Origin of the sequence: Aeromonas sp. S19(2024) (assembly GCF_041402625.1) — a bacterium.
In the GTDB taxonomy this organism is placed as follows: Bacteria; Pseudomonadota; Gammaproteobacteria; order Enterobacterales; family Aeromonadaceae; genus Aeromonas; species Aeromonas caviae.
In genome coordinates, this window is sequence record NZ_JBGLQU010000001.1 from 654,339 (window position 1) to 678,418 (window position 24,080).

The following is a 24,080-nucleotide window of genomic DNA, read 5'->3' on the forward strand; positions in this document are numbered from 1 at the left end:
CAGGGGCTGACGACACACGGATGATGACGGCGGGCCCTGCGCCCGCCGCTCTTCCCTTCATGCAAAGAGGATTTTTTATGGGCACCATCTTCACGCGCTGGATGGCCATCGTGCTGGCAGGACTGCTGCTGCAGGCCTGCGGTTTTCAGATGCGGGGCACCGCCATTCCCCCCGAGCTGATGACCATGAAAGTGGTCGGTGACAACAAGAGCGACTTCTACCGACTGGTCACCACCCGTCTCAAGGCCGCTGGCGTCGAACTCGCCGACAAGGAGGGCATCCCGGTGCTGACCCTGGCCGGGGTACGTAGCCGCAGCCAGGTCGCCTCCGTCGACTCCATAGGCCAGGACCGCGAATACCTGCTCAGTTACAGCACCCAGTTCACCGTGGTCATGCCGGGCAAACCGACCCAGGTCTTCCCCATCACCTTCAACCGCAGCTTCCTGAACAAGCCGGATGCGGCACTCGCCTCCTCCCGCGAGCAGGAGCAGCTGGGCAAGGAGATGCAGGAGCAGGCCGCCAACCTGGTTATTCGCCAGCTCAGTCAGGTCAAGTTCTGATGCGCGTATCTTGATGAGAGGGTGTTGATGAGAGTCTATCCCGAGCAGTTTGCGGATCATCTCAAGGCAGGGCTCAAGCCCTGCTATCTCATTTTTGGGGACGATCCCCTGTTCAAGAATGAGCAAGCCATCGACCGTGAATCCTTCCCCCTCAACCAGGCCAGGTTCTGATGCGGATTTACCCTGAACAACTCGCGGATCATCTCAAGGCAGGGCTCAAGCCCTGCTATCTCATTTTTGGGGACGAGCCCCTGCTCAAGCTGGAAGCCATCGACGCCGTGCGTCAGGTGGCACGCAAACAGGGCTTCGATGAACGCCACTGCTTCGTGGTGGAACAGGGGCTGGACTGGAACCAGGTCTACGATGCCTGCCAGGCCATGAGCCTGTTCTCGGCCCGCCAGATCATCGAGCTGGAGCTGCCCGCAAAGATCGACAAGGATCTCGCCGCCCGCATTAGCGACATTGGCAAGCAGCTCCACCCCGACCTGCTGCTGGTGCTGAGCGGCAATCGCCTCAACCAGACCCAGATGAAGGCGTCCTGGTTCGACAAGCTGAGCCAGAGCGGCACCTATGTACCGGTCAACCACCCCGAGCCCCGTTTCTTCCCGCGCTGGATGAGCGCCCGCTTTCAGCGCTTCGGCCTCAAGGCACTGCCGGATGCGGTCAATTTCATGTGCCACGCCTACGAGGGCAACCTGCTGGCCGCGAGCCAGGAGATCGAGAAGCTGACCCTGCTCTCGCCGCCCCAGCCCATCAGCGTCGCCTATCTGCAGGAGACCATCATCCGCCACGCCCACTTCACCCCCTTCCAGCTCGTCGATACCCTGCTGGAAGGAAAGGTGAACCGGGCCCAGCGCATCCTGCTGGCCCTGCGCGCCGAGGGCACCGAACCCGGCATGCTGGCTTGGACCCTGTGCCGCGAACTGGAGCAGCTCACCGAGCTGGCGCTGGCCGCCCGCGCCGGACAGCCCCTGGTGGAGCATTTCAGCCGCCTGCGCATCTGGCAGAGTCGCCAGCAGCTCATCCAGCAGGCGCTGACCCGGCTTCCCTTCCCCAAGATCCGGCAACTCTGGCAACTGATGGCCCGGCTGGACCATGCCCAGCGCCATTTCGACACCGAGCAGGCCTGGCTGATGCTGCAAACCATCGCCCTCGGCTTTCGTGACGGTACCCCGCTCCCCCTGCTGGAGACGGAATCATGCTGACACCGCCCATCGGGATCCTCGGCGGCACCTTCGATCCCATTCACATCGGCCACCTGAGGCCCGCCATCGAGGCACGGGACGCTCTGGGTCTGGCCGAGGTGCGCCTGCTCCCGAACCATATCCCGCCCCACCGGGCCAATCCGCTCTGCTCCAGCGAGCAGCGGCTCGCCATGGTCGCGCTGGCTGCGGCGGACAACCCGGGATTCGTGGTGGATGAGCGGGAGCTGAAACGCGACACCCCCTCCTGGACCATCGACACCCTTGTCGAGTTGAGGAGCGAGCTGCCGGACACCCCGCTCTGCTTTTTGATGGGGATGGATTCCCTGCTCGGCCTGCCGGGCTGGCACCGCTGGCAGGAGCTGCTCGATTACGCCCATCTGGTGGTGAGCTGCCGCCCAGGCTGGCAACCGGATTATCCCGTCCAGGTTGCCAAGCTGCTGGCCCGCCACCAGACCCGGGACATTCAGGATCTCCATCGCCAGCGCCACGGTCATGTCTGGCTTTGTGACAACCTGCCCGTCGAGCTGTCGGCCACACGGCTGCGTGCCCTGCTCGCGGCAGGCCAGGATCCCAAATACCTGCTGCCCAACCCGGTCGCCGACTATATCCGGCGCCACGGGCTCTACCGCTCATCGGCAACGCAGTAAACGGCGTCACGCAGGCGGGTCAGCCGACACGTCCGGGCGCACCGGGCCCGGCCCTGACTATTGCCAGGCCGGGTTGCACACTATAGTGATCGTCAAGGAGCCCCTCCCCCACGGGACGGCTCCCCGGGCGATGCTCCCTTTGTCAGGCTGGGAAACGGGAGTGACCATGATATAATCCGCCGCCCTCTGGCGCCGGAAGATAGGAGAAGACATTGCAAGGCCAAGAATTGCTCGCCTTTATCGTCGACAAGATCGATGACATGAAAGGCCGCGACATCATCACCCTCGATGTGCGCGGCAAATCCAGCATCACGGACACCATGATCATCTGCTCCGGCAACTCCAATCGGCACGTCAGTGCCATCGCCCACAACCTCGCCAGCGAGGCCCGTCATGCGGGGCTCGACCTGCTGAGCGTGGAAGGGGAACTCACCGGTGAGTGGGTGCTGGTGGACATGGGGTCGGTCATCGTCCACGTGATGCAGGATGAGTACCGCGACTTCTACCAGCTGGAAAAGCTCTGGAGCGGCGCCGCCCAGGTCAATTCGCAATAAAGGGCGACAGCGTAACCAAAGATGAAGATCCAGTTGATTGCCGTGGGCACCAAGATGCCTGCTTGGGTAGAGCATGGCTTCGAAGAGTACCGTCGCCGCTTCCCCAAAGACATGCCGTTCGAGCTGGTCGAGATCGGCGCAGGCAAGCGCGGCAAGAATGCCGACATTCCCCGCATCCTGCAAAAGGAAGGGGAAGCCATGCTGGCCGCCGCCGGCCGCTCCCGCATCGTGACCCTGGACATTCCGGGCAAGCCCTGGACCACGGAGCAGCTCGCCGTGCAACTGGAAGCCTGGAAGCTGGATGGCCGGGATGTGGCGCTGCTGGTGGGTGGCCCGGAGGGGCTTTCCCCCGAGTGCAAGGCTGCCGCGGAACAGAGCTGGTCGCTCTCGCCCCTGACCCTGCCCCATCCCCTGGTGCGGGTACTGGTGGCCGAGAGCCTCTACCGCGCCTGGAGCATCACCACCAATCACCCTTATCACAGAGAGTGACCCATGCCGACCCTGAGCATGCATTTCTCCTCTCTCACCCGCACGTCAGCCACAAGGTAACGGCATGCTGAAGAATCGCATTGAAATGCGCGATCACAGTGCCGAGGGACGTCTGTTCTTCCGGCGCACCCTGGTCGCCTACATCGGCATGGTCACCCTCATGCTGGTGCTGCTGGCTAACCTCTACTACCTGCAAGTAGAGTCTTACGAAACCTACCAGACCCGCTCCAATGACAACCGCATCCGTGTGGTGCCGGTGGCGCCGCCCCGTGGCCTCATCTACGACGCCAACGGTGTCCTGCTGGCGGAAAACCGCCCGGTCTACAGCCTGGAGATCGTGCCCGAAGAGACCGAGAACCTGGAGAAGACCGCGGACGACCTCATCACCCTGCTGGCCCTGCCGGAGGGGACCAAGGAGAAGTTCCTGGCCGAGGTCAAGCGTCAGCGCCGCTTCAAGCCCGTGCCCCTGTTCGAGAAGCTGACCGAATACCAGGTCGCCCTCTTCTCGGTCAACCAGCATAACTACCCGGGGGCCAGCATCGAGGCCTACCTCAAGCGCTACTACCCGTTCGGCGATACCCTCACCCATGCCCTGGGCTACGTGGCCAAGATCAACACCCGTGACGTGGAGCGCCTCGAGAAGGAGGAGAAGCTCGCCAACTATGCCGCCACCAAGGACATCGGCAAACAGGGGGTGGAGAAGTACTACGAGGATCAGCTGCACGGCGTGGCGGGTTATCAGGAGGTCGAGGTGAACAACCGCGGCCGGGTGGTGCGCACCCTGAAATTCCAGCCCCCCGAGCCCGGCAAGGACATCTACCTCAACATCGACATCCGCCTGCAGTTGAAGGCCCAGGAGCTGCTGGCCGGCCGCCGGGGCGCCATCGTGATGATGGAGCCCAACACCGGCGCCATCCTGGCCATGGAGTCGAGCCCGAGCTACGACCCCAACCTGTTCGTGACCGGCATCTCCAGCGCCAACTACTCGGCGCTGCTCAACGATCCCGCCCGGCCGCTGGTGAACCGAACCACCCAGGGCATCTATGCCCCCGCCTCCACCGTCAAGCCCATGATGGCGGTGATGGGGCTCAACGAGGGGGCCATCACCCCCAATTACCGCTACTTCGGCGGGCCCAGCTTCTCCATCCCGGGCACCACCAAGAAGTTCCGGGACTGGCGCCGCTGGGGCCACGGCTGGCTCGACGTCTATCGCGCCATCGAAGTGTCTGCGGACACTTATTTCTACGATCTCGCCTACCGGGTCGGCATCGACAAGATCAACAGCTACATGACCAAGTTCGGCTTCGGCCAGTACAGCGGCGTGGACCTCTATGAAGAGACCCGGGGCGTCATGCCCTCCCGGGACTGGAAGATGGCCCGCTGGCGTCAACCCTGGTATCAGGGGGACACCATCTCCATCGGCATCGGCCAGGGCTACTGGAGCGCCACCCCGATCCAGCTCGCCAAGGCCATCAGCATCCTGACCCAGAACGGTCACGACGTGACGCCGCACCTGCTCAAGAGCACCGCCTCCTCCGATGGCGTGGTCAACGCCCCCATCAACCCGAACGTGGCCATCGCCGCCAAGAGCGATACCTACTGGCAGGTGGCCAAGGACGGCATGTGGCGCGTCATCAACGGCCACGAAGGGACGGGGCGCCGCGCCTTCGCCAATACCCCCTACAAGGCGGCGGGCAAGTCCGGCACCGCCCAGGTGGTGGGCCTCAAGGAGAACCAGGTCTACAACGCGGCCACCACCAAGGTGGAGCACCGCGACAACGCCCTGTTCGTCGCCTTCGCCCCCTTCGAGGCACCCAAGGCAGTGGTCGCCCTGGTGCTGGAGAACGCCGGGGGCGGCAGCGCCATGGCGGCACCGGTCGCCCGCCACATGCTGGATGCCTATCTGCTGCCGCCGGAACCCCAGTTGCCACCGGCACCGGAAAAGCCGTCCCAACCGAGTGAGGTCGTTTCCCAATGAGTAATTCTGCCCGCCAGCAGAGCATCTGGTACAAGCTGCACATCGACCTGCCGCTGCTGCTCGGCCTGCTGACCCTGATGGCCCTCTCCATGGTGGTGCTCTACTCCGCCTCGGGCCAGGATCTCGACTCCATCGTGCGCCAGCTGGTGCGCGGCGCCCTGGCCTTCGGTCTGATGATCGGCATGGCCCAGCTGCCACCCTCCCTCTATGCCCGCTGGTCGGTGCCACTGTTTGCGGTGGTGGTGCTGCTGCTCATCGCGGTGGACGTGTTCGGCCATATCGGCAAGGGGGCCCAGCGCTGGCTCGATCTCGGCTTCATGAAGTTCCAGCCCTCCGAAGTGATGAAACTCTCCATGCCCATCATGGTGGCCGCCTGGCTCAGCCGGCACTCCCTGCCGCCGAAGTTCAGCCATGTGATGATCGCCCTGGTGATGGTGCTGCTGCCCACCCTGCTGATCGCGGCCCAACCCGATCTCGGCACCTCCATCCTGGTGGCCGCTTCCGGCTTCTTCGTCATCTTCCTGGCGGGGATCAGCTGGTGGCTCATCGGGCTCGCGGTCTTGCTCATCTGCGCCTTCATGCCGGTACTCTGGTTCTTCCTGATGCACGACTACCAGCGCCAGCGGGTGCTGATGCTGCTGGACCCGGAGAAGGACCCGCTCGGTCGCGGCTATCACATCATCCAGTCCAAGATTGCGATCGGCTCCGGCGGCGTGTTCGGCAAGGGGTGGCTGCAAGGCACCCAGTCCCAGCTCGAATTCCTGCCAGAGCGCCACACCGACTTCATCTTCGCCGTCTTCAGCGAGGAGTTCGGTCTGGTGGGCGTGGCCCTCTTGCTGGTCATCTACCTCTACATCATCAGCCGCTGCCTGTTTATCTCCATGCAGGCCCAGAACAGCTTCGAACGCCTGCTGGGGGGCGCCCTGACCCTGACCTTCTTCGTCTATGTGTTCGTCAACATGGGCATGGTAAGCGGCATCCTGCCAGTGGTAGGGGTTCCCCTGCCACTGGTGAGCTACGGCGGCACCTCCATGGTGACCCTGATGGCGGGCTTCGGCGTTCTGATGTCCATCCAGACCCACAGGCGGCTGCTCGCCTGATGCGGCTCGGCTGGCTGGCTCTATCTCTGTGCACCCTGACGGCGGGTGCTGCCGTCTCGCCGGCCCGGCTCAGCCTGCTGGCCGAGCAGCAGCAGGTGCCGCTGGCAGAGTTGCAGGCCGCCGCCGCCCAGGCCAGCCTGCGCCAGGAGGTACTGGACACCATCCGCCGCCCCTGGGAAGCCAAGCCCTGGCACCGCTACAGGCCGCTGTTCGTCACCCCGGAGCGCATCCGGGACGGAGTGGGATTCTGGCAGCGCCATGCCGCCACCCTGGCACGGGCCGAGCAGACCTACCAGGTCCCCGCCTCCCTCATCGTCGCCATCATCGGCATCGAGACCTTTTACGGTCGACAGATGGGCCGCCATCCGGTGCTCGACAGCCTTTACACCCTGGGATTCCACTACCCAGAACGGGAGGATTTCTTCGCCAAGGAGTTTGCCCAGCTGGTGCTGCTTGCCCGGGAAGAGAAGTGGCCGCTCGCCAATCTCAAGGGCTCCTATGCCGGCGCCATGGGCATGGGCCAGTTCATGCCCTCCAGCTACCGCCACTACGCGGTCGACTTCGACGGAGACGGCAAGCGGGATCTCTTCGCCAACCCGGCAGATGCCATCGGCAGCGTGGCCAACTACTTCGCCCTGCACCACTGGCGCTGGGGCGAGCCGGTGGTGGAGCCCGCCTTGATCGGATTGGCGCCAGTAGGTACCCTGCTTGCACCCGAGCCCGAGCTAAGACACCGCTGGGCAGAGCTGGCCGCTGCGGGCATTGAAGTCGCCACACCGCCGTCACCCGAGACACCGGTAAAACTGCTGGCGATGGAGCAGGCCGAAGGACCGGAATACTGGGTCGCGCGCCACAATTTTTACGTGATCACCCGCTACAATCGCAGCCCTCTCTATGCGATGGCGGTGCATCAACTCAGTCAAGCAATCCAGGACGCTTATGCATTACAGCCACAAACTTCTTCCCCTCAGCCTGACCTTGTTGCTGGCCGCCTGTAGCAGCCAACCCGAACCCCAGCCGCTGCCCCCGGAGCCCGTCCCCCAGGAGAAGCCCCAGGTCATCGAGATCCCCCAGGCGACCGGCGCCATTCCCCGCCCCGAACCCATGAGCGAGAGCGGCAACCGGGACTACTGGATCGGAAAGCAGAAGTTTGAGGTGTGGCGCGACATCAAGCACTACAGCGAGGAAGGCACTGCCAGCTGGCTCTCCCGGGATCTGGACGGCAACAAGACTGCCAACGGCGACGTGCAGGACAGCACCCTGTTCAGCGCAGCCCACCGCAACCTGCCCCTGCCAAGCTACGTGCGGGTCACCAATCTGGACAACGGTCTGGAGACCATAGTACGCGTCAATGATCGCGGCCCCTTCGGCAGCGATCGCCTCATCGATCTCTCCCACGCCGCCGCCGCGCAGTTGGAGATGGTGGAAGGGGGTGAGGCCCGGGTGCGCCTCGAACTCATCACCGATCAGCCGGATCAGATGGTGGAGATGGTGCCCATGACCCCGATGACGCCCATGGAGCCTGCGGCGCCAGCAGCCAATTCCTTCGTCAACGAGACGTCGGCCCCCACGGCACCGGCCAAGGCCGAGCCTGCTCCTGCCGCCACGGCAACCACCACCGTCTCCCCCCCCAAGGCCGGTGCGACCCAGGGCAAGATGATCCAGGTGCTCGCCAGCGGCTCGCAGGCGCGGGCCGAGGCCATGGGCAAGGTGATGACCCAGCGCTATGGCGTGCCGTACCAGGTGGTGGCACATGGCGCCGTCTTCCGCGTCCTGCTCGGACCCGTGGCCAGAGACAAGCAGGCCCCTCTGCTCGAGCAGATCCGCCAGGGTGGGTTGGAGCAGGCCTTCATCGTGCCCTGATACCCGCCCCGACCTCGCGCCGGGATACGACGCGAGGTCGGGGACCATCCCATAAAATCCCGTCCAGGTCGCATCTCGGACTATGACCGACACGCACATCTGGTATAGTGGGGCCCGCTTTTTTTCAACTTGGGTACATCCCATCCAGGCACCAGGAATTTCAAGATGTCCAAATTTGCCCGCTCCGTTATTCTGGCCTCCCTGTTAAGCGCCACCGCTCAGGCCAACCAGCCTGTTCCGACCCCGGATTCGGCCCTGCCGAGTGCCCAGCCGGTCCCCACTTTGAACAGCGCCCCCATGGTGGTGCCTGCCGCGCCCGAAATCTCCGCCAAGGCCCACATCCTGATCGACTACTTCTCCGGACAGGTGCTGGCCGAGCAGAACGCCGACGAGCGTCTGCCCCCCGCCAGCCTGACCAAGATGATGACCTCCTACATCGTCGGCGACGAGTTGCACAAGGGGAACATCAAGGGCACCGACATGGTGACCATCAGCCAGAACGCCTGGTCCAAGAACTACTCCGATTCCTCCAAGATGTTCATCGAGGTGGGCAAGCAGGTCTCCGTCGATGATCTCAACAAGGGCATCATCATCCAGTCCGGCAACGACGCCTGCGTCGCCATGGCCGAGCACCTGGCAGGCAGCACCGACTCCTTCGCCAGCCTGATGAACGCCTGGGCCTCCAAGCTCGGCATGAAGGACTCCCAGTTCAAGAACCCCCACGGCCTGGATGAAGAGGGCCACTACAGTACCGCCCGCGACATGGCCCGCCTGGGTCAGGCCCTGATCCACGATCAGCCGGAGGAGTACAAGATCTACTCCCAGAAGTCCTTCGTGTTCAACGGCATCACCCAGCACAACCGCAACCGCCTGCTGTGGGACCAATCCCTGCAGGTTGACGGCATCAAGACAGGTCACGTCAGCCAGGTCGGCTACAACCTGGTCTCTTCCGCCACCAACAACGAAGGCATGCGCCTGATCGCCGTGGTCATGGGGGCCAACAGCGAGGCCTCACGCGCTGCCGAGAGCAAGAAGCTGCTCACCTACGGCTTCCGCTTCTTCCAGAGCCTGACCCCCTACAAGGCGGGCACCGAACTGGTCACCCAGAAGATCTGGATGGGCGACAAGCCGGAAGTGAAGCTGGGGGTCGACAAGGACGTCTCCGTGCTGGTCACCCGTGGCCAGGGCAACAACCTCAAGGCGGACTTCCAGCTGGAGAGCGAGCTGAAGGCGCCCCTGGCCAAGGGCCAGCGCGTCGGCACCGTGTACCTCAAGCAAGGGGACAAGGAGATCAAGCAGGTTCCCCTGGTTGCCCTGGAAGAGGTGCAGGAAGGTGGCCTGATGAGCCGCCTGTGGGATTACCTGGTCATGCTGGTCTCCAGCTGGTTCAAGTAACAGACCCTTCCTCAAGCAGCGGCGCCAACAGGCGCCGCTGCTGTCTTTTGCGGTCTGTCCAGTCAATAACCCTGTAATCTGCAGGTTCCGCCGACTGACGATTTGTGGTAAAAAGCAGCATTTCCACGTCTTGCCGCACCGCCGGGTCTTGATCCCGAGGCGGCTCATGCCCATATAGACTGGGAACTGTCCCCTGGGGGCAGATGAGGGGACCGTTTCGGCGGCCCTCAAAGACGTAAAGATGACGTCGCGTCCCGACGACCCAGAAAGGTGAAGTAGATGAATACCAAGTTTGATGAACTGCTGGAGTTCCCCTGCAAGTTCCCGTTCAAGGTGCTTGGCGTGGCCGATCCCGCCCTGCCCGACATGGTGGTGGAAGTGCTGCAGCAACATGCTCCCGGCACCTACAGCCCGACCGTTCAACCGAGCTCCAAGGGCAACTATCACTCGGTACGGGTGACGGTCACCGCTCAGAGCAAGGAACACATCGAGGCCATGTATACCGCCCTTGGCAAGATCGAGCTGGTTCGTTACGTCCTGTAAGTTGCCTCTCTCGCCCCGCCACCGGGGCGACTGATTATTTGCCGCCCGGTCGCAGCGGCGACCGTACCGACACCGCGCCGCCAGTGAGGAAAGATGTCACTCGAAACGCCCGCCGAGCCACAACCGTCAGCCGGCCAACTGCTCGTCAGACAGCTGGGCCGTCGCCCCTACCAGCCGGTGTGGGACGCCATGAAGGCGTTCACCGACAATCGCACCCCCGACACCCCGGACGAGTTCTGGGTGGTGGAGCATGACCCCGTCTACACCCAGGGTCAGGCCGGCAAGGCCGAACACCTGCTCGCCCCCGGCAACATCCCGGTGGTGCAGAGTGATCGCGGTGGCCAGGTGACCTATCACGGCCCGGGCCAGCTGGTGCTCTACGTGCTGGTGGATGTGCGCCGCAGCAAGCTCTCTGTACGGGAGCTGGTGACCTGCCTCGAAACCGCCATCATCAACACGCTCACCAAAAGCAATATCGAGGCCTACGCCAAGGCCGATGCCCCGGGCGTCTACGTGAAGAGCGATCTGGGCATGGAGGCCAAGCTGGCGTCCCTGGGCTTGCGCATTCGCAAGGGGTGCTCGTTCCACGGGTTGGCTCTCAACGTCAACATGGACATGACCCCCTTCCTGCGCATCAATCCGTGCGGCTATGCGGGCATGGCCATGACCCAGACCAGCGCCCTGGGCGGCCCGCAGAGCGTCGCCGAGGCACAGTCGCTGCTGGTGACGGAGCTGGCCCGCCTGATTGGCTACCAAGAGATCACGAATACCGAAGAGGCGGCATGAGCAAGCCCATGCTGCCTGGCCATGAGGGCACAGAGATGACCCTGGTGGCTATCAACCAGACAATAACAAACACCGAGAGTGAATCATGAGCAAACCCGTTCGTATGGAGCCGGGCGTCAAGCTGCGCGATGGCGACAAGATGGCCCTGATCCCGGTGAAATTCATGCCGGATCCCAACGAGGAAGTGCTGCGCAAGCCGGAGTGGATGCGGATCAAGCTGCCGCCGTCGAGCCAGAAGATCGAGCACATCAAGAGCACCCTGCGCAAAAACAAGCTGCACTCTGTGTGTGAAGAGGCTTCCTGCCCCAACCTGGCGGAGTGCTTCAACCACGGCACCGCGACCTTCATGATCATGGGCGCCATCTGTACCCGCCGCTGCCCCTTCTGCGACGTGGCCCACGGCCGTCCATTGCCGCTGGATCCGGAGGAGCCGAAGAAGCTGGCGCTGACCATCAAGGAGATGGGGCTCAAATACGTGGTGATCACCTCGGTGGACCGCGACGATCTGCGGGACGGCGGTGCCCAGCACTTCGCCGACTGCATCAAGCAGATCCGCGAGCACAGCCCGCAGACCCGCATCGAGATCCTGACCCCGGACTTCCGTGGCCGGATGGAGCAGGCGCTGGAGGTGTTCCGCGAGACCCCGCCTGACGTCTTCAACCACAACCTGGAAACCGCCCCGCGCATGTACCGGGTTGCCCGTCCGGGTGCCGACTACAAGTGGTCTCTGGAGCTGCTGCGCCGCATCAAGGAGATGCACCCCCACGTGCCGACCAAGTCCGGCGTCATGATGGGTCTGGGCGAAACCAACGAAGAGATCGTGCAGGTACTCAAGGACTTGCGCGAGCACGGCGTCAACATGCTGACCCTGGGCCAGTACCTGCAACCGAGCCGCCACCACCTGCCGGTGAAGCGTTATGTGCCGCCCGCAGAGTTCGACGAACTCAAGGATGTGGCCATGGATCTCGGCTTCAGCCACGCCGCCTGCGGTCCCTTCGTGCGTTCCTCCTACCACGCAGACCTGCAAGCCAAGGGGGAAGAGGTCAAATAAGCCTCTTTTCCTGCTGGCAGAAAAAAGAGCGCCTCTGGGCGCTCTTTTTTTTATCGCCGTCACCTCGCAGGCAGCGGTTGTCCCTTTGTGATTGGCGCCGTTCTGGCGTAACGTGGCCACTCCCCTTCTCTGGAGTGCTGTGCCGGATGCCGACTCTCACCGTTCGCCTGATCCCCCTGCGTGACGCAGACTTTCCCGCCTATCGCGACTACTTCATCGAGGATTACGCCCAGGATCTTGCCAGCAACCACGGGATGGCGCTGCCTGACGCCCACCGTCAGGCCGACGCCTCGTTGCAGCAGCTCCTGCCACTGGGTGTCGCCACCCCGGGTCATCACCTGCTCGCCATGGTACCTGAAGCCCCGAACGCGCCGGGCGAGCCTCTGGGCTATCTCTGGCACGCCATCGACGGCGCCGCCGGCACCACCTTCATCTACGACTTCTATGTGACACCGCCCCATCGTGGTCGCGGCCTCGGCAAGGCAGCCATGGCCGCCCTGGAAGCGCAGCTCGCCCCCCTAGGCATCCACCAGATCAAGCTGAGGGTGGCCCATGACAACCCGAGGGCACTGGCGCTCTATCAGGCGCTGGGCTTCACCATCACGGGCTACAACATGGCAAAGCGTCTGGATTGAGCACCTTCATTGGGCCACCACCCGGCCCATGGCTCAGAGCGAGATGCCGGAAAAGGACATGAAGCCGAGGGACATCAGCCCGGCCACGATGAAGGTAATGCCGATACCCCGCAGCCCCTCTGGCACATCCGAATACTTCATCTTCTGGCGCAATCCCGCAATGGCGACGATGGCCAGCAGCCAGCCCAGCCCTGAGCCCGCCCCGTAGACCACGGATTCGATGAAGTCGTAATCCCGCTGGGCCATGAACATCACCCCGCCGAAGATGGCGCAGTGCACCGTCAGCAACGGCAGATAGATACCGAGCGCGTGATGGAGCGCCGGGAAATGTTTGTCCAGCACCATCTCCATCACCTGCACCAGCGCCGCCAGCACCCCGATATAGACGATGAAATCGAGAAAGCCCAGATCAAACTCCCCGAGGAAGGTACTCTCGGGACGCAGGATATGGCGGTAGATCAGGTTGTTGAGGGGGATGGCGATCACCATGACCGCCAGCACCGTCATGCCCAAACCGAAGGCGGTGTTGATGTTTTTCGAGACGGTCAGAAAGGTGCACATGCCAAGGAAGAAGGCCAGCGCCAGGTTTTCCACAAAGATCGACTGGATGAAGAGATTGACGTAATAGTCCATGAATGAGTTCACCACTTGGTTGCAATAAGAGCACGTCCGCGCCCGGCCAACGGCCAATCGCGAAGATGACGTCACGGATGACGTTTACAGAGAGAGCTGGCGCAGCACCCGGTAATGACCACGGCAGCCGCCAGACTGCCGAGCAGCCCGGTCAGCGGTACTCAATGACGGGGATCAAACGGGCGGGCGCCCGGCTGGTGAACCTAGTCGCCCTGGCAGAAGCGATATTGCAGGTGGTGGCAGCGAAGCCGCCGTGTGTGCAGAGCGCCGAAGTAGTCGGGCCGCTGCCTGAGGTAGATGAGGGGCAGGAAGAACAGCAGGCCACAGAGCAGGCCGAGGATCTCGTGCTGGAACCAGGCCAGCAGCATCTGGTAGAGCTCGGCATGAGCGGCCCCTTCCAGTCGCCGTCCCTGCTCGAAACCGAGCCGCCACTGGGAGGCGGGCGGCAGGCTGACGTTGTCGGCAAGCCCCGGGTTCGCTGGCTCATGGAACAGCATCGGCCGCTCCTGCCCTTGCGTCTCCATTCCCGGCGTTGCAACGACCCCTGCCGCCGCCGCAGCGGCAAGCCAGAGAAGGCAGGCGATGGCAAGCACCATCGGCCATGACGAGGGGCGGCGAGAGGATGACAAGGGGGCTGTCCGTCAAGAAAAATTACAGGTGGAATATATCACAATACCGTCACTTATTGCATTTTCCACCATGAGATATCAGAAAGGTTGATATTAAACACCGCCCCATTCCCTAAAACCGGCAAGGTTGCACCACCTTGAGAAAGCGACTTGCATCTTCCTCAAGGTGAGGGCTCACCCCTGCTGGAAGGCCGGGTGGTAGCGCACTTCACCACTGGGCATGGCAGCGCCGAACGAGCGTGTCATGAAGTACTCGGGCGGCACGCCGGGCAGCGTCAACCCCGGCTCGGGCACGAAACCGAAACGGCCGTAGAAGCCGGGATCCCCCAGCACCACGCAGCCGGCCGCACTCATCCCCTTGAGCTCGGCCAGACCCGCCTCCATCAGCCGTGACCCCAGCCCCTTGCCGTGCAGCGCAGGGGAGACCGAAATGGGGCCAAGGCCATACCAGTGCGGGCTGCCATCGCTGATGGTCACCGGCGAGAAGCAGAGGTGGCCGACCATCCGTCCCTCCTGCTCCGCCACCAGCGACAGGCTGAGTGCCCCGGCCTGGCGCAAGGCGCGCACGATCAGCTGTTCGTTGTGATCGGTATGGGGGGCATTGAGGAACGCGGCCACGGTCAGCGCTTCAATGGCGTCGTGATCGGCGCCTGTTTCGGGCCGAATGATGATGTTCATAGGTTTTCTCCGTTTGCTCTCTTTCAATGGATGACCTGATCAGACTGCCTGCAGGCAGCAGATCACATAACCGTAGCTGCCCAGGTATTGGCGGTGGATGGCCACTTCCCGGCTCAGATCCTGCCAGGCTGGGCTATCCCCCAGCTCGGCACTGTGGCGCGCCAGATTGCGCTCGATGGGATCCAGATAGTTGTGCCAGGCCCTTTGCGGCAACGGGGTGTGCCACAGGCAGCGATAACCCGCCTCCTTCACCGTTTTGAGCAGGCCCGCCAGGGTCTGCATGGCGGGATAATCCCGCTGCCAGAACGCCAACGCCTCCTCTGGCGGCGTGTCTGTCAGCCACACCAGGTCGCTCAACACCAGGCAGGCAGCAGGACCGGCAAGGTACGGCCGCCATGCCTGCAAGGCGTTGGCCACCCCGATGGTGTAGGCGCTCCCCTCGGCCCAGATGAGATCGGCGGGGGCAAGATCTGCCGGCAGCGCCGCCATGTTGGCGCACAGGGTAGTGACCTGACTCAGCCCCGCCGCACTGGTGCTGCGGGCCACGGCGGCCAGCGCCTCCTCGTCCAGATCGATGGCCACTATGGTGGCGTCCGTCACCTGTGCCAGCGCCAGGGTGGCGGCGCCGCGCCCGCAACCCATGTCGAAGATCCGGCGAGGCTGGCTGGGCAGCGCGGCAAACTGCTGCTGGGTGAAAAGGCTATCACCCGGCCCCCAATAGCTCATGCCGTCCAGCAGCAGCTTGAAATCCCGGATATAACGTTCATGTTCATTCATGTCTTTGCTGAGCCACTGCAGGTGGTAACGCTCTTTTTCACTGAATCCCTGCTTCATCACCCAGGCAAAGTAAGCCTGCGGGGCTTGATGCTGCAGTTGCCGCTGCCAGGCCTTGAACTCGTCGCCGGAGTGCGCACGCAAACCGGCGAGATCCGCCAGCAGATCCCGGGCGCGTTGCATCCGCGCCAGCTCTTCATCCAGCTCCCTGACCCGGGCTGCCAGCGTTGCCTGCTCCAGCTCGCCCGCCAGGCAGGCGAGGCACTGCTTGAGGCTGAGCCCGCCGGCCTGCAGGGCCTGTACCATCCGCAGCCGCTGCAGATCGTCATCGTCGTAGTGGCGATAGCCGTTGGCGCCCCTCGTGCCCGTAATCACCCCCAGCTTCTCGTAATAGAGCAGGGTGGAGCGGGCCAGGCCGCAGCGCCGGGCCAGTTCGGATATTTTCATGACAGCGACTCGCAGTGAGGTCCGTGACCCGATGAAGGGAAGCTTAAACTGTGAAGCAATAGACGGGTCAACGACAACATCCGGGTTAACACCATAAAAAAACGGCCACCCTGAGGTGGCCGTCATCGGCAGCAAAAGAAACTCACGAACGTCAGAGGCCGGCGGCCTCCAGATGCTCCACCAGCAGTTGCACGCTGCGGTTGCCGCGCCACTCGTTGACGTCGAGCCGGTAGACCAGCCGCACCCGCTTCACCGAGGCATCGGGCCAGCGCTGCAAGTCGACGCCAAAGGCGATGGCATCCACCGCGTGGCCGGAATCCGTGGTCAGCATCATCTTGAGGTGCTTCTCCCCCACCAGCCGCTGCTGCACCAGCACGAATTCCCCGTCAAACAGCGGCTCGGGGAAGGCCTGACCCCAGGGGCCGGAGGCGCGAATAAGCTCCGCCAGCTCCAGACTCAGTTCATCGGGCAGCAGCTCGCCATCGGTGAGCAGCACCCCGGTCAAGAGCTCAGGGGTCACCAGCTCGCCGATGACCACCTCGAAGGCCCGACCGAAGGCCTCGATATTGGCCTTGGGCAGGGTCAGCCCGGCCGCCATGGCGTGGCCGCCAAACTTGCCCATCAAGCCGGGGTGGCGGGTGTCGAGCAGCTCCAGCGCATCGCGCAGGTGCACCCCAGGGATGGAGCGCCCGGAGCCCTTGAGCTCGGTCTCGCTGCTCTCGGCAAACGCAATGACCGGGCGGTAGTACTTCTCCTTCACCTTGGAGGCCACCAGCCCCACCACCCCCTGATGCCACTCGTTTCGGTGCAGCACGATGCCGGAGGGCACCTCGCCGTCACGAAAACGGATCTGCTCCAGGGTGGCGAGCGCCTCCTGCTGCATCCCCTGCTCGATCTCCTTGCGCTCCTGGTTGAGGCTGTCCATTTCGGATGCGAACTGGCGCGCCAGGTTGATGTCCTCGCTCAGCAGACAGGCGACCCCGAGGGACATGTCATCGAGCCGGCCCACCGCGTTGAGGCGCGGCCCCAGCGCAAAGCCGAGATCGGCAGCGCACAGGCGACGACCGTCGCGACCCGACACATCCACCAGCGCCTGGATGCCGGGGCGACAACGGCCAGCCCGGATCCGCTGCAACCCCTGATGGACCAGGATGCGGTTGTTGCCATCCAGCGCTACCACGTCGGCCACGGTGCCGAGGGCCACCAGATCCAGGTAATCCGCCACGTTGGGGGCGCGCAGCCCCTGGCGCTCATACCAGCCGCTCTGGCGCAGATGGGTGTTGAGAGCCGCCATCAGATAGAAGGCGACCCCGACCCCGGCCAGGGACTTGGAGGGGAAGTCGCAGCCATGCTGGTTGGGGTTCACTATCGCGTCGGCGTCAGGCAGCTCCTGGCCGGGCAAATGGTGATCGGTAACCAGTACCTGCATGCCGGCCGCCTTGGCCGCAGCCACCCCGGCGATGCTGGAGATGCCGTTGTCCACCGTGATCAGGAACTCGGCGCCGCGGGCCACCGCCAGCTCGACGATCTCCGGGGTGAGGCCATAGCCGAACTCGAAGCGGTTGGGCACCAGAAAATCGATGTGGTGCCCCCCCATGGCGCGCAAGGCCAGCACGCACAGCGCCGAGCTGGTGGCGCCGTCGCAGTCGAAGTCACCGACGATGAGAATGCGTTTTTGCGCCGTCAGCGCCTCGGCCAGCAGCGGCACCGCCTGCGCCATGCCGAACAGACGCTGGGGCGGCAGCAGCTGGTTGGCGCTGCGCTCCAGCAGGGCAGGGTCTTCTACCCCGCGGCTGGCGAAGATCTGGCGAAGCAGCGGGTGCAGGGTGGCGGGCAGATGGGAATCATCAACTCGCGGACGACGACGGATTTGCAGGGGCATTGATGTGATCCAGTATCTTGAGCAGTTGTTCGGGGCTCTGGTAACCGCGCACCAGGTCGCCATTGGGCAGGACCCAGCTCGGTGACGCCTTGATCCCGAGCCATTGGCTCAGGCCGATATGATGGGCAAGGATCGCATTACAACCGCTCTCAGGCAAACGATCGCTGAAGTTGAGTTCGCGCAGCAGCCCGGGATCGCACCAGCTAGCCTGATCCGAGGCGGCGACAGGCGCAGGCAGCAGTTGCACGCTCACGCCCCTCGCCTGCAAGCGGGGCAACTCCTCCAGCGCGATGCGGCAAGGACCGCAGGCGAGATCGGTAAACAGGGTGAGGCGGTGGCGTTCAGGGGTGGCCTTGAGCCAGAGCCGGGCCTCCCCTATCTGGGAGAGCGCCAGCCTGCGTTGCTGCTGCTGGCTGAGCCGGGTGAGGTTTCTCATATCGTGGGCCAGATCCAGCATGGAGCCCTGCAGCACATAGTCTCCCCTGGCATCGCTGTAGAGCAGTCCCTGGGCCGTGCCCAGCAGATAGAGGCCCGGCATGGGGGTCTCGTCCACCAGGTAGACCTGCACACCGAGGCGCTGCTCTATGGTTTGTTTCAACACATGGGGGTCCATCCCCGCGCTGGCCGCAAAAGCGCACAGCAGCATCATTCCCAGCAGTAAATATCGCATCAGCTCATTCACTTGGCATGATTGAAGGGTCTCATAAGGTAACCCAGACAATTCCCTCTCCCAAAGACCTTAATTAGTGATCGATTAATAACGTCCGCAAGAAAAAATCACGGGATGACAGGTTGCCAATCGGGCTTGAGCCCCGCAAGCTAATCAGGACGACGGGAGACATCTTTAGTCATCCCTCTGTTTTGCTGATGTTTTATTATTCAAATCGACGTGCGCTCAGGTGGCACGTCGTCCATTTCTAGGGGGAAAAATGAGTCTGATTCAAGAGTTCAAGGCCTTTGCATCCAGGGGCAATGTCATCGACATGGCGGTCGGTATCATCATAGGTGCCGCCTTTGGCAAGATTGTCTCCTCCTTCGTGGGAGACGTGATCATGCCCCCCATCGGGCTGATCCTGGGGGGCGTGGATTTCAGCGATCTCGCCGTGACCCTGAAGGCCGCCGAAGGGGATGCCCCTGCCGTGGTCATCGCCTATGGCAAGTTCATCCAGACCTGTATCGACTTCCTGATCATCTCCTTCGCCATCTTCATGGGGCTCAAGGCCATCAACACCCTGAAGAAGAAGCAGGAAGAGGAAGCAGCTGCCCCGGCCGGCCCCACCAAGGATCAGGAGCTGCTGACCGAGATCCGCGACTTGCTGAAATCCCAGCAGGGGAAATAACCGTTTCCTCCCTGTCGTGTGCTGAAAAAAACCGCCTTCGGGCGGTTTTTTGTTGCAGGGCAGGTGAGGCGATCAGGCTCTGGGGTGGTGCTGGCCGTGCAGTGCCTTGAGCCGCTCGTTGGCCACGTGGGTATAGATCTGGGTTGTGGAGAGATCCGCGTGGCCCAGCAGCATCTGCACCACTCGCAGATCGGCGCCGTGATTGAGCAGGTGGGTGGCGAAGGCGTGACGCAGGGTGTGGGGAGAGAGTTCCCCCCTGATGCCGGCTCTCAGGGCATAGAGCTTGATGCGGTGCCAGAAGGTCTGGCGGGTCATCATCCGGGCCCGCTTGGAGGGGAACACCACGTCCGAGCTGGTGCCACCCAGCAGCAGGGTGCGCCCCTCCCGGTAGTAGCGCTCCAGCCAGTGCACCGCCTCCTCCCCCATGGGCACCAGGCGCTCCTTGTTGCCCTTGCCCACCACTCGCACCAGCCCCTGGCGCAGGCTGACGTGTTCGGCGGTCAGCCCCACCAGCTCGGACACCCGCAGCCCGGTGGCGTAGAGCAGCTCGAGCATTGCCTTGTCCCGCAGTTCCAGCGGGTCGTCCACCAGGGGCGCTTGCAGCAGCGCCTCCACCTCGGCTTCGCTCAGATCCGAGGGCAGCTTTTTGGGGAGCTTTGGCCCCTCCAGCAGCACGGTGGGATCGTCGCTGCGCAGCTTCTCGCGATTGAGGTACTGGTAGAAGCGGCGCAGGGCCGAGAGGAAACGGGCCGTGCTGCTGGCCGCGAACTGATGGTCCACCCGCCAGGCGAGGTAGTGCTGGATGTCGTCCAGCCCCGCCAGCAGCAGGGAACCGCCTTGCTCATCGAGCCAGAGGGCAAATTTTTCCAGGTCGGTGCGATAGGAGCTGACCGTGTTGTCGGAAAGCCCCCGCTCCAGCCAGAGGGCGTCGAGAAACGGCTCGATCAGGGGATGGGATTCTGCTTTGCTCATGGTGCGCCGCGCTCAGGGAAACAGGTCGCCATTGTAACGTGCCGACCCACCCGGGCCGCAAGGCAAGGCTGCACATCCCCTCAGGCGGTGAAGAGCCCGGCGCAATCTGCTAGACTGGCGCCCTCCCCCCGGGCGCCGCTGTGCCGGTCACGCCCCTTGCCGACTGCGATCAAGAGAAGAGCGATGAAGATAGGTTTGTTTTATGGCTCCACCACCTGCTACACCGAGATGGCCGCCGAGAAGATCCGCGCCCTCATCGGCCCCGAGCTGGTCGATCTCCACAACATCAAGGATGTGCCCCTCGCCCGCATGCAGGAGTACGACATCCTGATCCTGGGCATCTCCACCTGGGACTTCGGCGAGCTGCAGGAGGACTGGGAATCTCGCTGGGAAGACATCGCCGACCTGCATCTGGAGGGACGCATCATCGCCCTGTTTGGCATGGGCGATCAGCTGGGCTATGGGGAGTGGTATCAGGATGCCCTCGGCCTGCTGCACGATCAGCTGGTCCCCAAGGAGGTCAAGCTGGTGGGCTACTGGCCCAACGAGGGGTACGAGTTTGACGCCTCCAAGGCGCTCATCGACGATGGCCGTCACTTCGTCGGGCTTGCCCTCGATGACGCCAACCAGTACGACCAGACCGAGTCCCGCATCGAGCAGTGGGTCGACCAGATCCTGAGCGAGATCCACGAACTGCTCTGATCCTGATCGCCCGGATGTTCGACGACGCCAGCCAATGGACGACCAGACCGACCCCGCATCGAGCAGTGGGTCGACCAGATCCTGAGCGAGATCCACGCACTGCTCTGACCTTGATCGCCTGGATGTTCGACGACGCCAGCCAATGGACGACCAGATCGACCCTGCATCGAGCAGTGGGTCGACCTCATATCAAGCGAGCGCCATGAGCGGCGCCAACCTCCCCTGTCGGTAGCCTGCGCTCGGGCCGCCGGGCGCATAAATCGCACCGATTTTCTCGCTTGGTATCATCGGCTGACGCTATAGCGACTTTTTGCTTCTGGTCTGCAACAATGAGGTCGACACCCCATAACAACACAACGCCGGGTGTCGGAAGCAAACGGACAGACCAGAAAAGGATATTCTATGACTTCATTCTCCCTGTTGGCCCCCGCCATCGCCCGCGACGTGCTCGATCACGCGCTGGCGCTGGGTGCCGACTTCGCCGAGCTGTTTGTGGAGCGCAAGCGCCGCAGCCAGCTCAGCCTGCTCTCCAGCCAGATAGAGAACATCAGCGGTGGTCTCGACTTCGGTATCGGCGTTCGCCTGTGCTACGGCCACAAGGTGCTCTACGGCTACACCAACCTGGCCGATCGCAACGAGCTCTTGCGTATCGTTACCCTGCTGGCGGCCAAGGACAGGCGTGACCCCGTGGTCACCGCCACCGCCTTTGACTTCACCCGCCTGACCGACCGCAACCCGATCGCTCTGCCGCTGTCGGCCGACAAGCTGCTGGAGCAGAAGATCGCCTACCTGCATGCCATGGACGCTGCGGCCCGCGCCGAGAGCGACAAGGTGAGCCAGTTCTCGGGCAACGTGCTCGGCTGGGAGCAGGAGGTGGAGATCTTCAACAGCGAAGGGGTGCAGGTGAGCGATCGCCGCCACTACAACCGCATCATGGCCCAGACCATCGCCCTGGACGGGGGCGAGCAGAGCGTAGGTTATGAAGCCCCCGGTGCCATGAAGGGATGGGAACATGCCGAGAGCATCGATCCCCGCGAGCTGGCTCTCACCGCCACCCGCCAGGCACTGGTGAAGCTGGGAGCCGCCCCCTGCCCGAGCGGCAAGCTGCCGGTCATCATGGAGAGCGGCTTTGGCGGCGTCATCTTCCACGAGGCGTGCGGTCACCTGCTGGAGACCACCTCGGTGGCCAAAAAGGCATCCGTGTTCCACGACAAGATGGGTCAGCTCATCGCCAACCCGGCGGTCAGCGCGGTGGACGAGGGCTTGCAGGGCAACGCCTGGGGCTCCATCAACGTCGATGACGAGGGGATGGCGACCCAGCACACCCAGCTCATCAAGGACGGCGTGCTGACCGGCTTCCTGGTGGACAGAATGGGGGCCCTTCGCACCGGCTACGCCCGCACCGGTTCCGGGCGCCGAGAATCCTACAAGTTCGCCCCCGCCTCCCGCATGCGCAACACCTATATCGAACCGGGCAACTACAGCCTCGACGACATGCTGGCAACCGTGGAACACGGCATCTATGCCAAGCGGATGGGGGGTGGCTCTGTGCAGCCCGGTACCGGCGAGTTCAACTTCAACGTGCAGGAGGCCTACCTCATCGAGGGGGGCAGGATCACCCGGCCCCTCAAGTCGGCCACCCTGATCGGCACCGGCCCGCAGGTATTGAAGGAGATCTCCATGGTGGGGCGCGATCTGGCCCTCTCCGCCGGCATGTGCGGCTCGGTCTCCGGATCCATTCCAGCCTCGGTCGGCCAGCCGCCGCTCAAGGTTGACAATATCCTGGTCGGAGGGAACGCCTGATGAGCCAGCTCGACATGAACCAACTGCTTGCCCGTCTGCTGGACCAGGTCGCCGATCTGGGTGCCGAGGCAGACGTCATCGCCAATCAGGAGAAGGCCTTCTCCCTCAAGGCCGACAAGGGCGAACTCAGTGAATACAAGGTCACCAGCAGCCAGCAGATCGGCATTCGCCTCATCAAGGAAGGCCGGGTCGGCATCGCCTATTCCGAGTCCCTCGACGCGTCGGCCCTGGACGCCATGGTGCAGGATGCGCTCGATGCGAGCCGCTTCGCCAAGGTGGACCCGGATCAGCGCATCACAGTGCAGCAGAGCCGGCTCATCACCGACTGCGCCGAGATACATCAGGCCGACACCACGGCTGTGGAAGAGAAGATCGCCCTGACCCTGCACCTCGAGTCCGACATGCTGGCCCTGCCGGACGTGACCGGCGCCCCCTACAACGGCTTCTTCGAGGGGGAGAGCCGCCTCTGGCTTGCCAACAGCCAGGGCAGTGTCTGCGAACATCAGGAGTTCAGCGTCGGCTGCCACAGCTCCGCTCTCATCGAGCGAGAGGGCCGCCAGTCCATGCACTACCAGGGACAGTACGCACGGCGCTTCGACGAGTTGGAGAGCCAGCCTCTCATCCGCCAGATCCACGCCGTGGCCGATGGCCTGCTGATGGGTGAGGCGGTGCCGAGCGGTCGCTACAGCGTCATCTTCAGCACCCACTGCTTTGCCAGCCTGTTTGGCTGCTTCCAGTCCGCACTGTCTGGCAAGTGGGCCCAGCAGGGTATCAACCCCTGGCGCGACAAGCTGGGCCAAAGCGTGGCTTCTCGCTGGCTCACCCTGGAGAGTCGTGCCTATATGCCGGGGGGCATGAAGATCAAGGCGTTTGACGGCGAAGGGGCCGCCACTTCGGATCTCCTGCTCATCGGCGAGGGGGAGCTCAAGACCCTGCTGCACAACAGCGCCACCGCCCGCCACTTCGGCGTGACGAGCAACGGTGCAGCCGCCCGCAGTGCCCGCAGTGCCCTGGACGTGGCCCCTCGTCACCTGGTGTTCGGGCTCGGCCCCCACGGCGAGGCCGAGGTACAAAGCGGTGAGTACCTGGAGCTGGTCAAGCTGGACGGCCTGCACTCCGGGGCCGATGCGGTAAGCGGTGACTTCTCGTTCGGCGCCTCCGGCTTCCTCTGCCGAAATGGCGAGCGCGTGGCGCCGGTACGCGGCATCACGGTGGCGGGCAACTTCTATCGTCTGCTCGGGGAGCTGGAAGCGGTCGGCAACCAGCTGCACCACGACGATGGCAAGGACTTCTATGCCCCGCTGATCCGCTTTGGCGGGCTCAGCATTGCCGGCAAATAAGAGGGGGAGCCTTACTCGGCTCTTCCCCCTACAAGCGGCGCCATCAGGCGCCGCTTTTTTTATCCATGGCGCCC

Annotated in this window: 26 protein-coding genes; 19 read left to right on the forward strand and 7 right to left on the reverse strand. The window is 63.5% G+C overall.

Translation table 11 applies throughout. The features are described from left to right. Positions 1-77 precede the first annotated feature (77 nt). The 15 genes from lptE (at position 78) to ACB037_RS03195 (ending at position 12,806) form a co-directional block, all read left to right on the forward strand. The gene (lptE, locus tag ACB037_RS03125; RefSeq protein WP_043153202.1) at positions 78-560 is read left to right on the forward strand and encodes an LPS assembly lipoprotein LptE; all 483 of its coding nucleotides are present in this window, start codon (positions 78-80) and stop codon (positions 558-560) included. A 27-nt stretch (positions 561-587) separates the two neighbouring features. Beyond that, positions 588-731 carry a DNA polymerase III subunit delta gene (locus ACB037_RS03130; RefSeq protein WP_371174867.1) on the forward strand — a complete coding sequence of 48 codons (144 nt, stop codon included), beginning with the start codon at positions 588-590 and terminating at the stop codon, positions 729-731. Then, complete coding sequence (gene holA / locus ACB037_RS03135) at positions 731-1,765, forward strand: DNA polymerase III subunit delta (protein ID WP_371174868.1); 1,035 nt, start codon at positions 731-733, stop codon at positions 1,763-1,765. Before ACB037_RS03130 ends, holA begins: the two co-directional genes overlap by 1 nt. Further along, the gene (gene nadD / locus ACB037_RS03140) at positions 1,759-2,412 is read left to right on the forward strand and encodes a nicotinate-nucleotide adenylyltransferase (RefSeq protein ID WP_319894128.1); all 654 of its coding nucleotides are present in this window, start codon (positions 1,759-1,761) and stop codon (positions 2,410-2,412) included. Before holA ends, nadD begins: the two co-directional genes overlap by 7 nt. Positions 2,413-2,624: 212 nt before the next feature. Further along, entirely contained in the window at positions 2,625-2,966 is a 342-nt protein-coding gene (rsfS, locus tag ACB037_RS03145; protein ID WP_010673762.1) for a ribosome silencing factor, read from the forward strand. Positions 2,967-2,987: 21 nt separating this feature from the next. Then, positions 2,988-3,455, forward strand: a complete 468-nt coding sequence (gene rlmH / locus ACB037_RS03150; protein WP_005298242.1) for a 23S rRNA (pseudouridine(1915)-N(3))-methyltransferase RlmH — start codon at positions 2,988-2,990, stop codon at positions 3,453-3,455. Positions 3,456-3,519: 64 nt separating this feature from the next. Continuing rightward, positions 3,520-5,433 carry a penicillin-binding protein 2 gene (gene mrdA, locus ACB037_RS03155; RefSeq protein ID WP_010673761.1) on the forward strand — a complete coding sequence of 638 codons (1,914 nt, stop codon included), beginning with the start codon at positions 3,520-3,522 and terminating at the stop codon, positions 5,431-5,433. Then, entirely contained in the window at positions 5,430-6,533 is a 1,104-nt protein-coding gene (gene rodA / locus ACB037_RS03160) for a rod shape-determining protein RodA (protein WP_010673760.1), read from the forward strand. The genes mrdA and rodA overlap by 4 nt, the downstream gene beginning before the upstream one ends. Next, on the forward strand, positions 6,533-7,531 hold the full coding sequence (gene mltB, locus ACB037_RS03165; RefSeq protein ID WP_316286411.1) for a lytic murein transglycosylase B: 999 nt from the start codon (positions 6,533-6,535) through the stop codon (positions 7,529-7,531). The genes rodA and mltB overlap by 1 nt, the downstream gene beginning before the upstream one ends. Further along, on the forward strand, positions 7,473-8,396 hold the full coding sequence (locus tag ACB037_RS03170; RefSeq protein ID WP_371174869.1) for a septal ring lytic transglycosylase RlpA family protein: 924 nt from the start codon (positions 7,473-7,475) through the stop codon (positions 8,394-8,396). Before mltB ends, ACB037_RS03170 begins: the two co-directional genes overlap by 59 nt. 165 nt (positions 8,397-8,561) lie before the next feature. Further along, positions 8,562-9,791, forward strand: coding sequence for a serine hydrolase (locus ACB037_RS03175; protein WP_371174870.1), 1,230 nt, complete (start codon positions 8,562-8,564; stop codon positions 9,789-9,791). A gap of 279 nt (positions 9,792-10,070) precedes the next feature. Beyond that, positions 10,071-10,334: a DUF493 family protein YbeD gene (gene ybeD, locus ACB037_RS03180; protein WP_010673756.1), complete on the forward strand. Its 264-nt coding sequence runs from the start codon at positions 10,071-10,073 to the stop codon at positions 10,332-10,334. 93 nt (positions 10,335-10,427) lie between these two features. Continuing rightward, entirely contained in the window at positions 10,428-11,120 is a 693-nt protein-coding gene (lipB, locus tag ACB037_RS03185) for a lipoyl(octanoyl) transferase LipB (protein ID WP_371174871.1), read from the forward strand. A gap of 85 nt (positions 11,121-11,205) precedes the next feature. Next, positions 11,206-12,171, forward strand: a complete 966-nt coding sequence (lipA, locus tag ACB037_RS03190) for a lipoyl synthase (protein WP_010673754.1) — start codon at positions 11,206-11,208, stop codon at positions 12,169-12,171. A gap of 146 nt (positions 12,172-12,317) precedes the next feature. Next, entirely contained in the window at positions 12,318-12,806 is a 489-nt protein-coding gene (locus ACB037_RS03195) for a GNAT family N-acetyltransferase (RefSeq protein ID WP_167824706.1), read from the forward strand. Between the two features lie 33 nt (positions 12,807-12,839). Here ACB037_RS03195 and nqrE read toward each other — a convergent pair whose 3' ends face one another. From nqrE to ACB037_RS03225, 6 genes are all read right to left on the reverse strand, one after another. Next, on the reverse strand, positions 12,840-13,439 hold the full coding sequence (gene nqrE / locus ACB037_RS03200) for an NADH:ubiquinone reductase (Na(+)-transporting) subunit E (protein ID WP_371174872.1): 600 nt from the start codon (positions 13,437-13,439) through the stop codon (positions 12,840-12,842). Positions 13,440-13,642: 203 nt separating this feature from the next. Further along, positions 13,643-13,936, reverse strand: coding sequence for a hypothetical protein (locus ACB037_RS03205; RefSeq protein ID WP_010673751.1), 294 nt, complete (start codon positions 13,934-13,936; stop codon positions 13,643-13,645). Between the two features lie 306 nt (positions 13,937-14,242). Then, positions 14,243-14,746, reverse strand: a complete 504-nt coding sequence (locus ACB037_RS03210; RefSeq protein ID WP_371174873.1) for a GNAT family N-acetyltransferase — start codon at positions 14,744-14,746, stop codon at positions 14,243-14,245. Positions 14,747-14,785: 39 nt separating this feature from the next. Then, entirely contained in the window at positions 14,786-15,967 is a 1,182-nt protein-coding gene (locus ACB037_RS03215; protein ID WP_371174874.1) for a MerR family transcriptional regulator, read from the reverse strand. A 151-nt stretch (positions 15,968-16,118) separates the two neighbouring features. Continuing rightward, positions 16,119-17,849: a single-stranded-DNA-specific exonuclease RecJ gene (gene recJ, locus ACB037_RS03220; RefSeq protein WP_371174875.1), complete on the reverse strand. Its 1,731-nt coding sequence runs from the start codon at positions 17,847-17,849 to the stop codon at positions 16,119-16,121. Further along, a complete protein-coding gene (locus ACB037_RS03225; protein WP_039041117.1) occupies positions 17,815-18,519 on the reverse strand; it encodes a disulfide isomerase DsbC N-terminal domain-containing protein in 705 nt (234 codons plus the stop codon). The genes recJ and ACB037_RS03225 overlap by 35 nt, the downstream gene beginning before the upstream one ends. A gap of 259 nt (positions 18,520-18,778) precedes the next feature. Here ACB037_RS03225 and mscL point away from each other — a divergent pair, with 259 nt between their 5' ends. After that, complete coding sequence (gene mscL / locus ACB037_RS03230; RefSeq protein ID WP_010673746.1) at positions 18,779-19,189, forward strand: large-conductance mechanosensitive channel protein MscL; 411 nt, start codon at positions 18,779-18,781, stop codon at positions 19,187-19,189. 72 nt (positions 19,190-19,261) lie between these two features. On the opposite strand, the gene xerD is transcribed toward mscL, so the two are convergent. Next, positions 19,262-20,161, reverse strand: a complete 900-nt coding sequence (xerD, locus tag ACB037_RS03235; protein ID WP_042014490.1) for a site-specific tyrosine recombinase XerD — start codon at positions 20,159-20,161, stop codon at positions 19,262-19,264. Positions 20,162-20,344: 183 nt separating this feature from the next. Between xerD and fldB the strand changes: the two genes are divergently transcribed. The 3 genes from fldB to ACB037_RS03250 all read left to right on the forward strand — a co-directional run bounded on the left by fldB (position 20,345) and on the right by ACB037_RS03250 (position 24,006). Beyond that, entirely contained in the window at positions 20,345-20,863 is a 519-nt protein-coding gene (fldB, locus tag ACB037_RS03240) for a flavodoxin FldB (RefSeq protein ID WP_045525638.1), read from the forward strand. Positions 20,864-21,265: 402 nt separating this feature from the next. Continuing rightward, positions 21,266-22,666: a TldD/PmbA family protein gene (locus tag ACB037_RS03245; RefSeq protein ID WP_041212515.1), complete on the forward strand. Its 1,401-nt coding sequence runs from the start codon at positions 21,266-21,268 to the stop codon at positions 22,664-22,666. Continuing rightward, complete coding sequence (locus tag ACB037_RS03250) at positions 22,666-24,006, forward strand: TldD/PmbA family protein (protein ID WP_219596681.1); 1,341 nt, start codon at positions 22,666-22,668, stop codon at positions 24,004-24,006. The genes ACB037_RS03245 and ACB037_RS03250 overlap by 1 nt, the downstream gene beginning before the upstream one ends. The last annotated feature ends 74 nt before the right edge of the window (positions 24,007-24,080 follow it).

Coding starts and splice junctions, on each gene's coding strand:
- nadD (WP_319894128.1), top strand. CDS start 1,759: ATGCTGACACCGCCCATCGGGATCCTCGGCGGCACCTTCGATCCCATT.
- ACB037_RS03250 (WP_219596681.1), top strand. CDS start 22,666: ATGAGCCAGCTCGACATGAACCAACTGCTTGCCCGTCTGCTGGACCAG.
- rlmH (WP_005298242.1), top strand. CDS start 2,988: ATGAAGATCCAGTTGATTGCCGTGGGCACCAAGATGCCTGCTTGGGTA.
- ACB037_RS03215 (WP_371174874.1), bottom strand. CDS start 15,967: ATGAAAATATCCGAACTGGCCCGGCGCTGCGGCCTGGCCCGCTCCACC.
- ACB037_RS03130 (WP_371174867.1), top strand. CDS start 588: ATGAGAGTCTATCCCGAGCAGTTTGCGGATCATCTCAAGGCAGGGCTC.
- fldB (WP_045525638.1), top strand. CDS start 20,345: ATGAAGATAGGTTTGTTTTATGGCTCCACCACCTGCTACACCGAGATG.
- recJ (WP_371174875.1), bottom strand. CDS start 17,849: ATGCCCCTGCAAATCCGTCGTCGTCCGCGAGTTGATGATTCCCATCTG.
- ybeD (WP_010673756.1), top strand. CDS start 10,071: ATGAATACCAAGTTTGATGAACTGCTGGAGTTCCCCTGCAAGTTCCCG.
- mscL (WP_010673746.1), top strand. CDS start 18,779: ATGAGTCTGATTCAAGAGTTCAAGGCCTTTGCATCCAGGGGCAATGTC.
- mltB (WP_316286411.1), top strand. CDS start 6,533: ATGCGGCTCGGCTGGCTGGCTCTATCTCTGTGCACCCTGACGGCGGGT.
- lipB (WP_371174871.1), top strand. CDS start 10,428: ATGTCACTCGAAACGCCCGCCGAGCCACAACCGTCAGCCGGCCAACTG.
- ACB037_RS03225 (WP_039041117.1), bottom strand. CDS start 18,519: ATGCGATATTTACTGCTGGGAATGATGCTGCTGTGCGCTTTTGCGGCC.
- lptE (WP_043153202.1), top strand. CDS start 78: ATGGGCACCATCTTCACGCGCTGGATGGCCATCGTGCTGGCAGGACTG.
- lipA (WP_010673754.1), top strand. CDS start 11,206: ATGAGCAAACCCGTTCGTATGGAGCCGGGCGTCAAGCTGCGCGATGGC.
- nqrE (WP_371174872.1), bottom strand. CDS start 13,439: ATGGACTATTACGTCAATCTCTTCATCCAGTCGATCTTTGTGGAAAAC.
- rodA (WP_010673760.1), top strand. CDS start 5,430: ATGAGTAATTCTGCCCGCCAGCAGAGCATCTGGTACAAGCTGCACATC.
- ACB037_RS03245 (WP_041212515.1), top strand. CDS start 21,266: ATGACTTCATTCTCCCTGTTGGCCCCCGCCATCGCCCGCGACGTGCTC.
- ACB037_RS03175 (WP_371174870.1), top strand. CDS start 8,562: ATGTCCAAATTTGCCCGCTCCGTTATTCTGGCCTCCCTGTTAAGCGCC.
- holA (WP_371174868.1), top strand. CDS start 731: ATGCGGATTTACCCTGAACAACTCGCGGATCATCTCAAGGCAGGGCTC.
- ACB037_RS03170 (WP_371174869.1), top strand. CDS start 7,473: ATGCATTACAGCCACAAACTTCTTCCCCTCAGCCTGACCTTGTTGCTG.
- xerD (WP_042014490.1), bottom strand. CDS start 20,161: ATGAGCAAAGCAGAATCCCATCCCCTGATCGAGCCGTTTCTCGACGCC.
- mrdA (WP_010673761.1), top strand. CDS start 3,520: ATGCTGAAGAATCGCATTGAAATGCGCGATCACAGTGCCGAGGGACGT.
- ACB037_RS03205 (WP_010673751.1), bottom strand. CDS start 13,936: ATGCTGTTCCATGAGCCAGCGAACCCGGGGCTTGCCGACAACGTCAGC.
- ACB037_RS03210 (WP_371174873.1), bottom strand. CDS start 14,746: ATGAACATCATCATTCGGCCCGAAACAGGCGCCGATCACGACGCCATT.
- ACB037_RS03195 (WP_167824706.1), top strand. CDS start 12,318: ATGCCGACTCTCACCGTTCGCCTGATCCCCCTGCGTGACGCAGACTTT.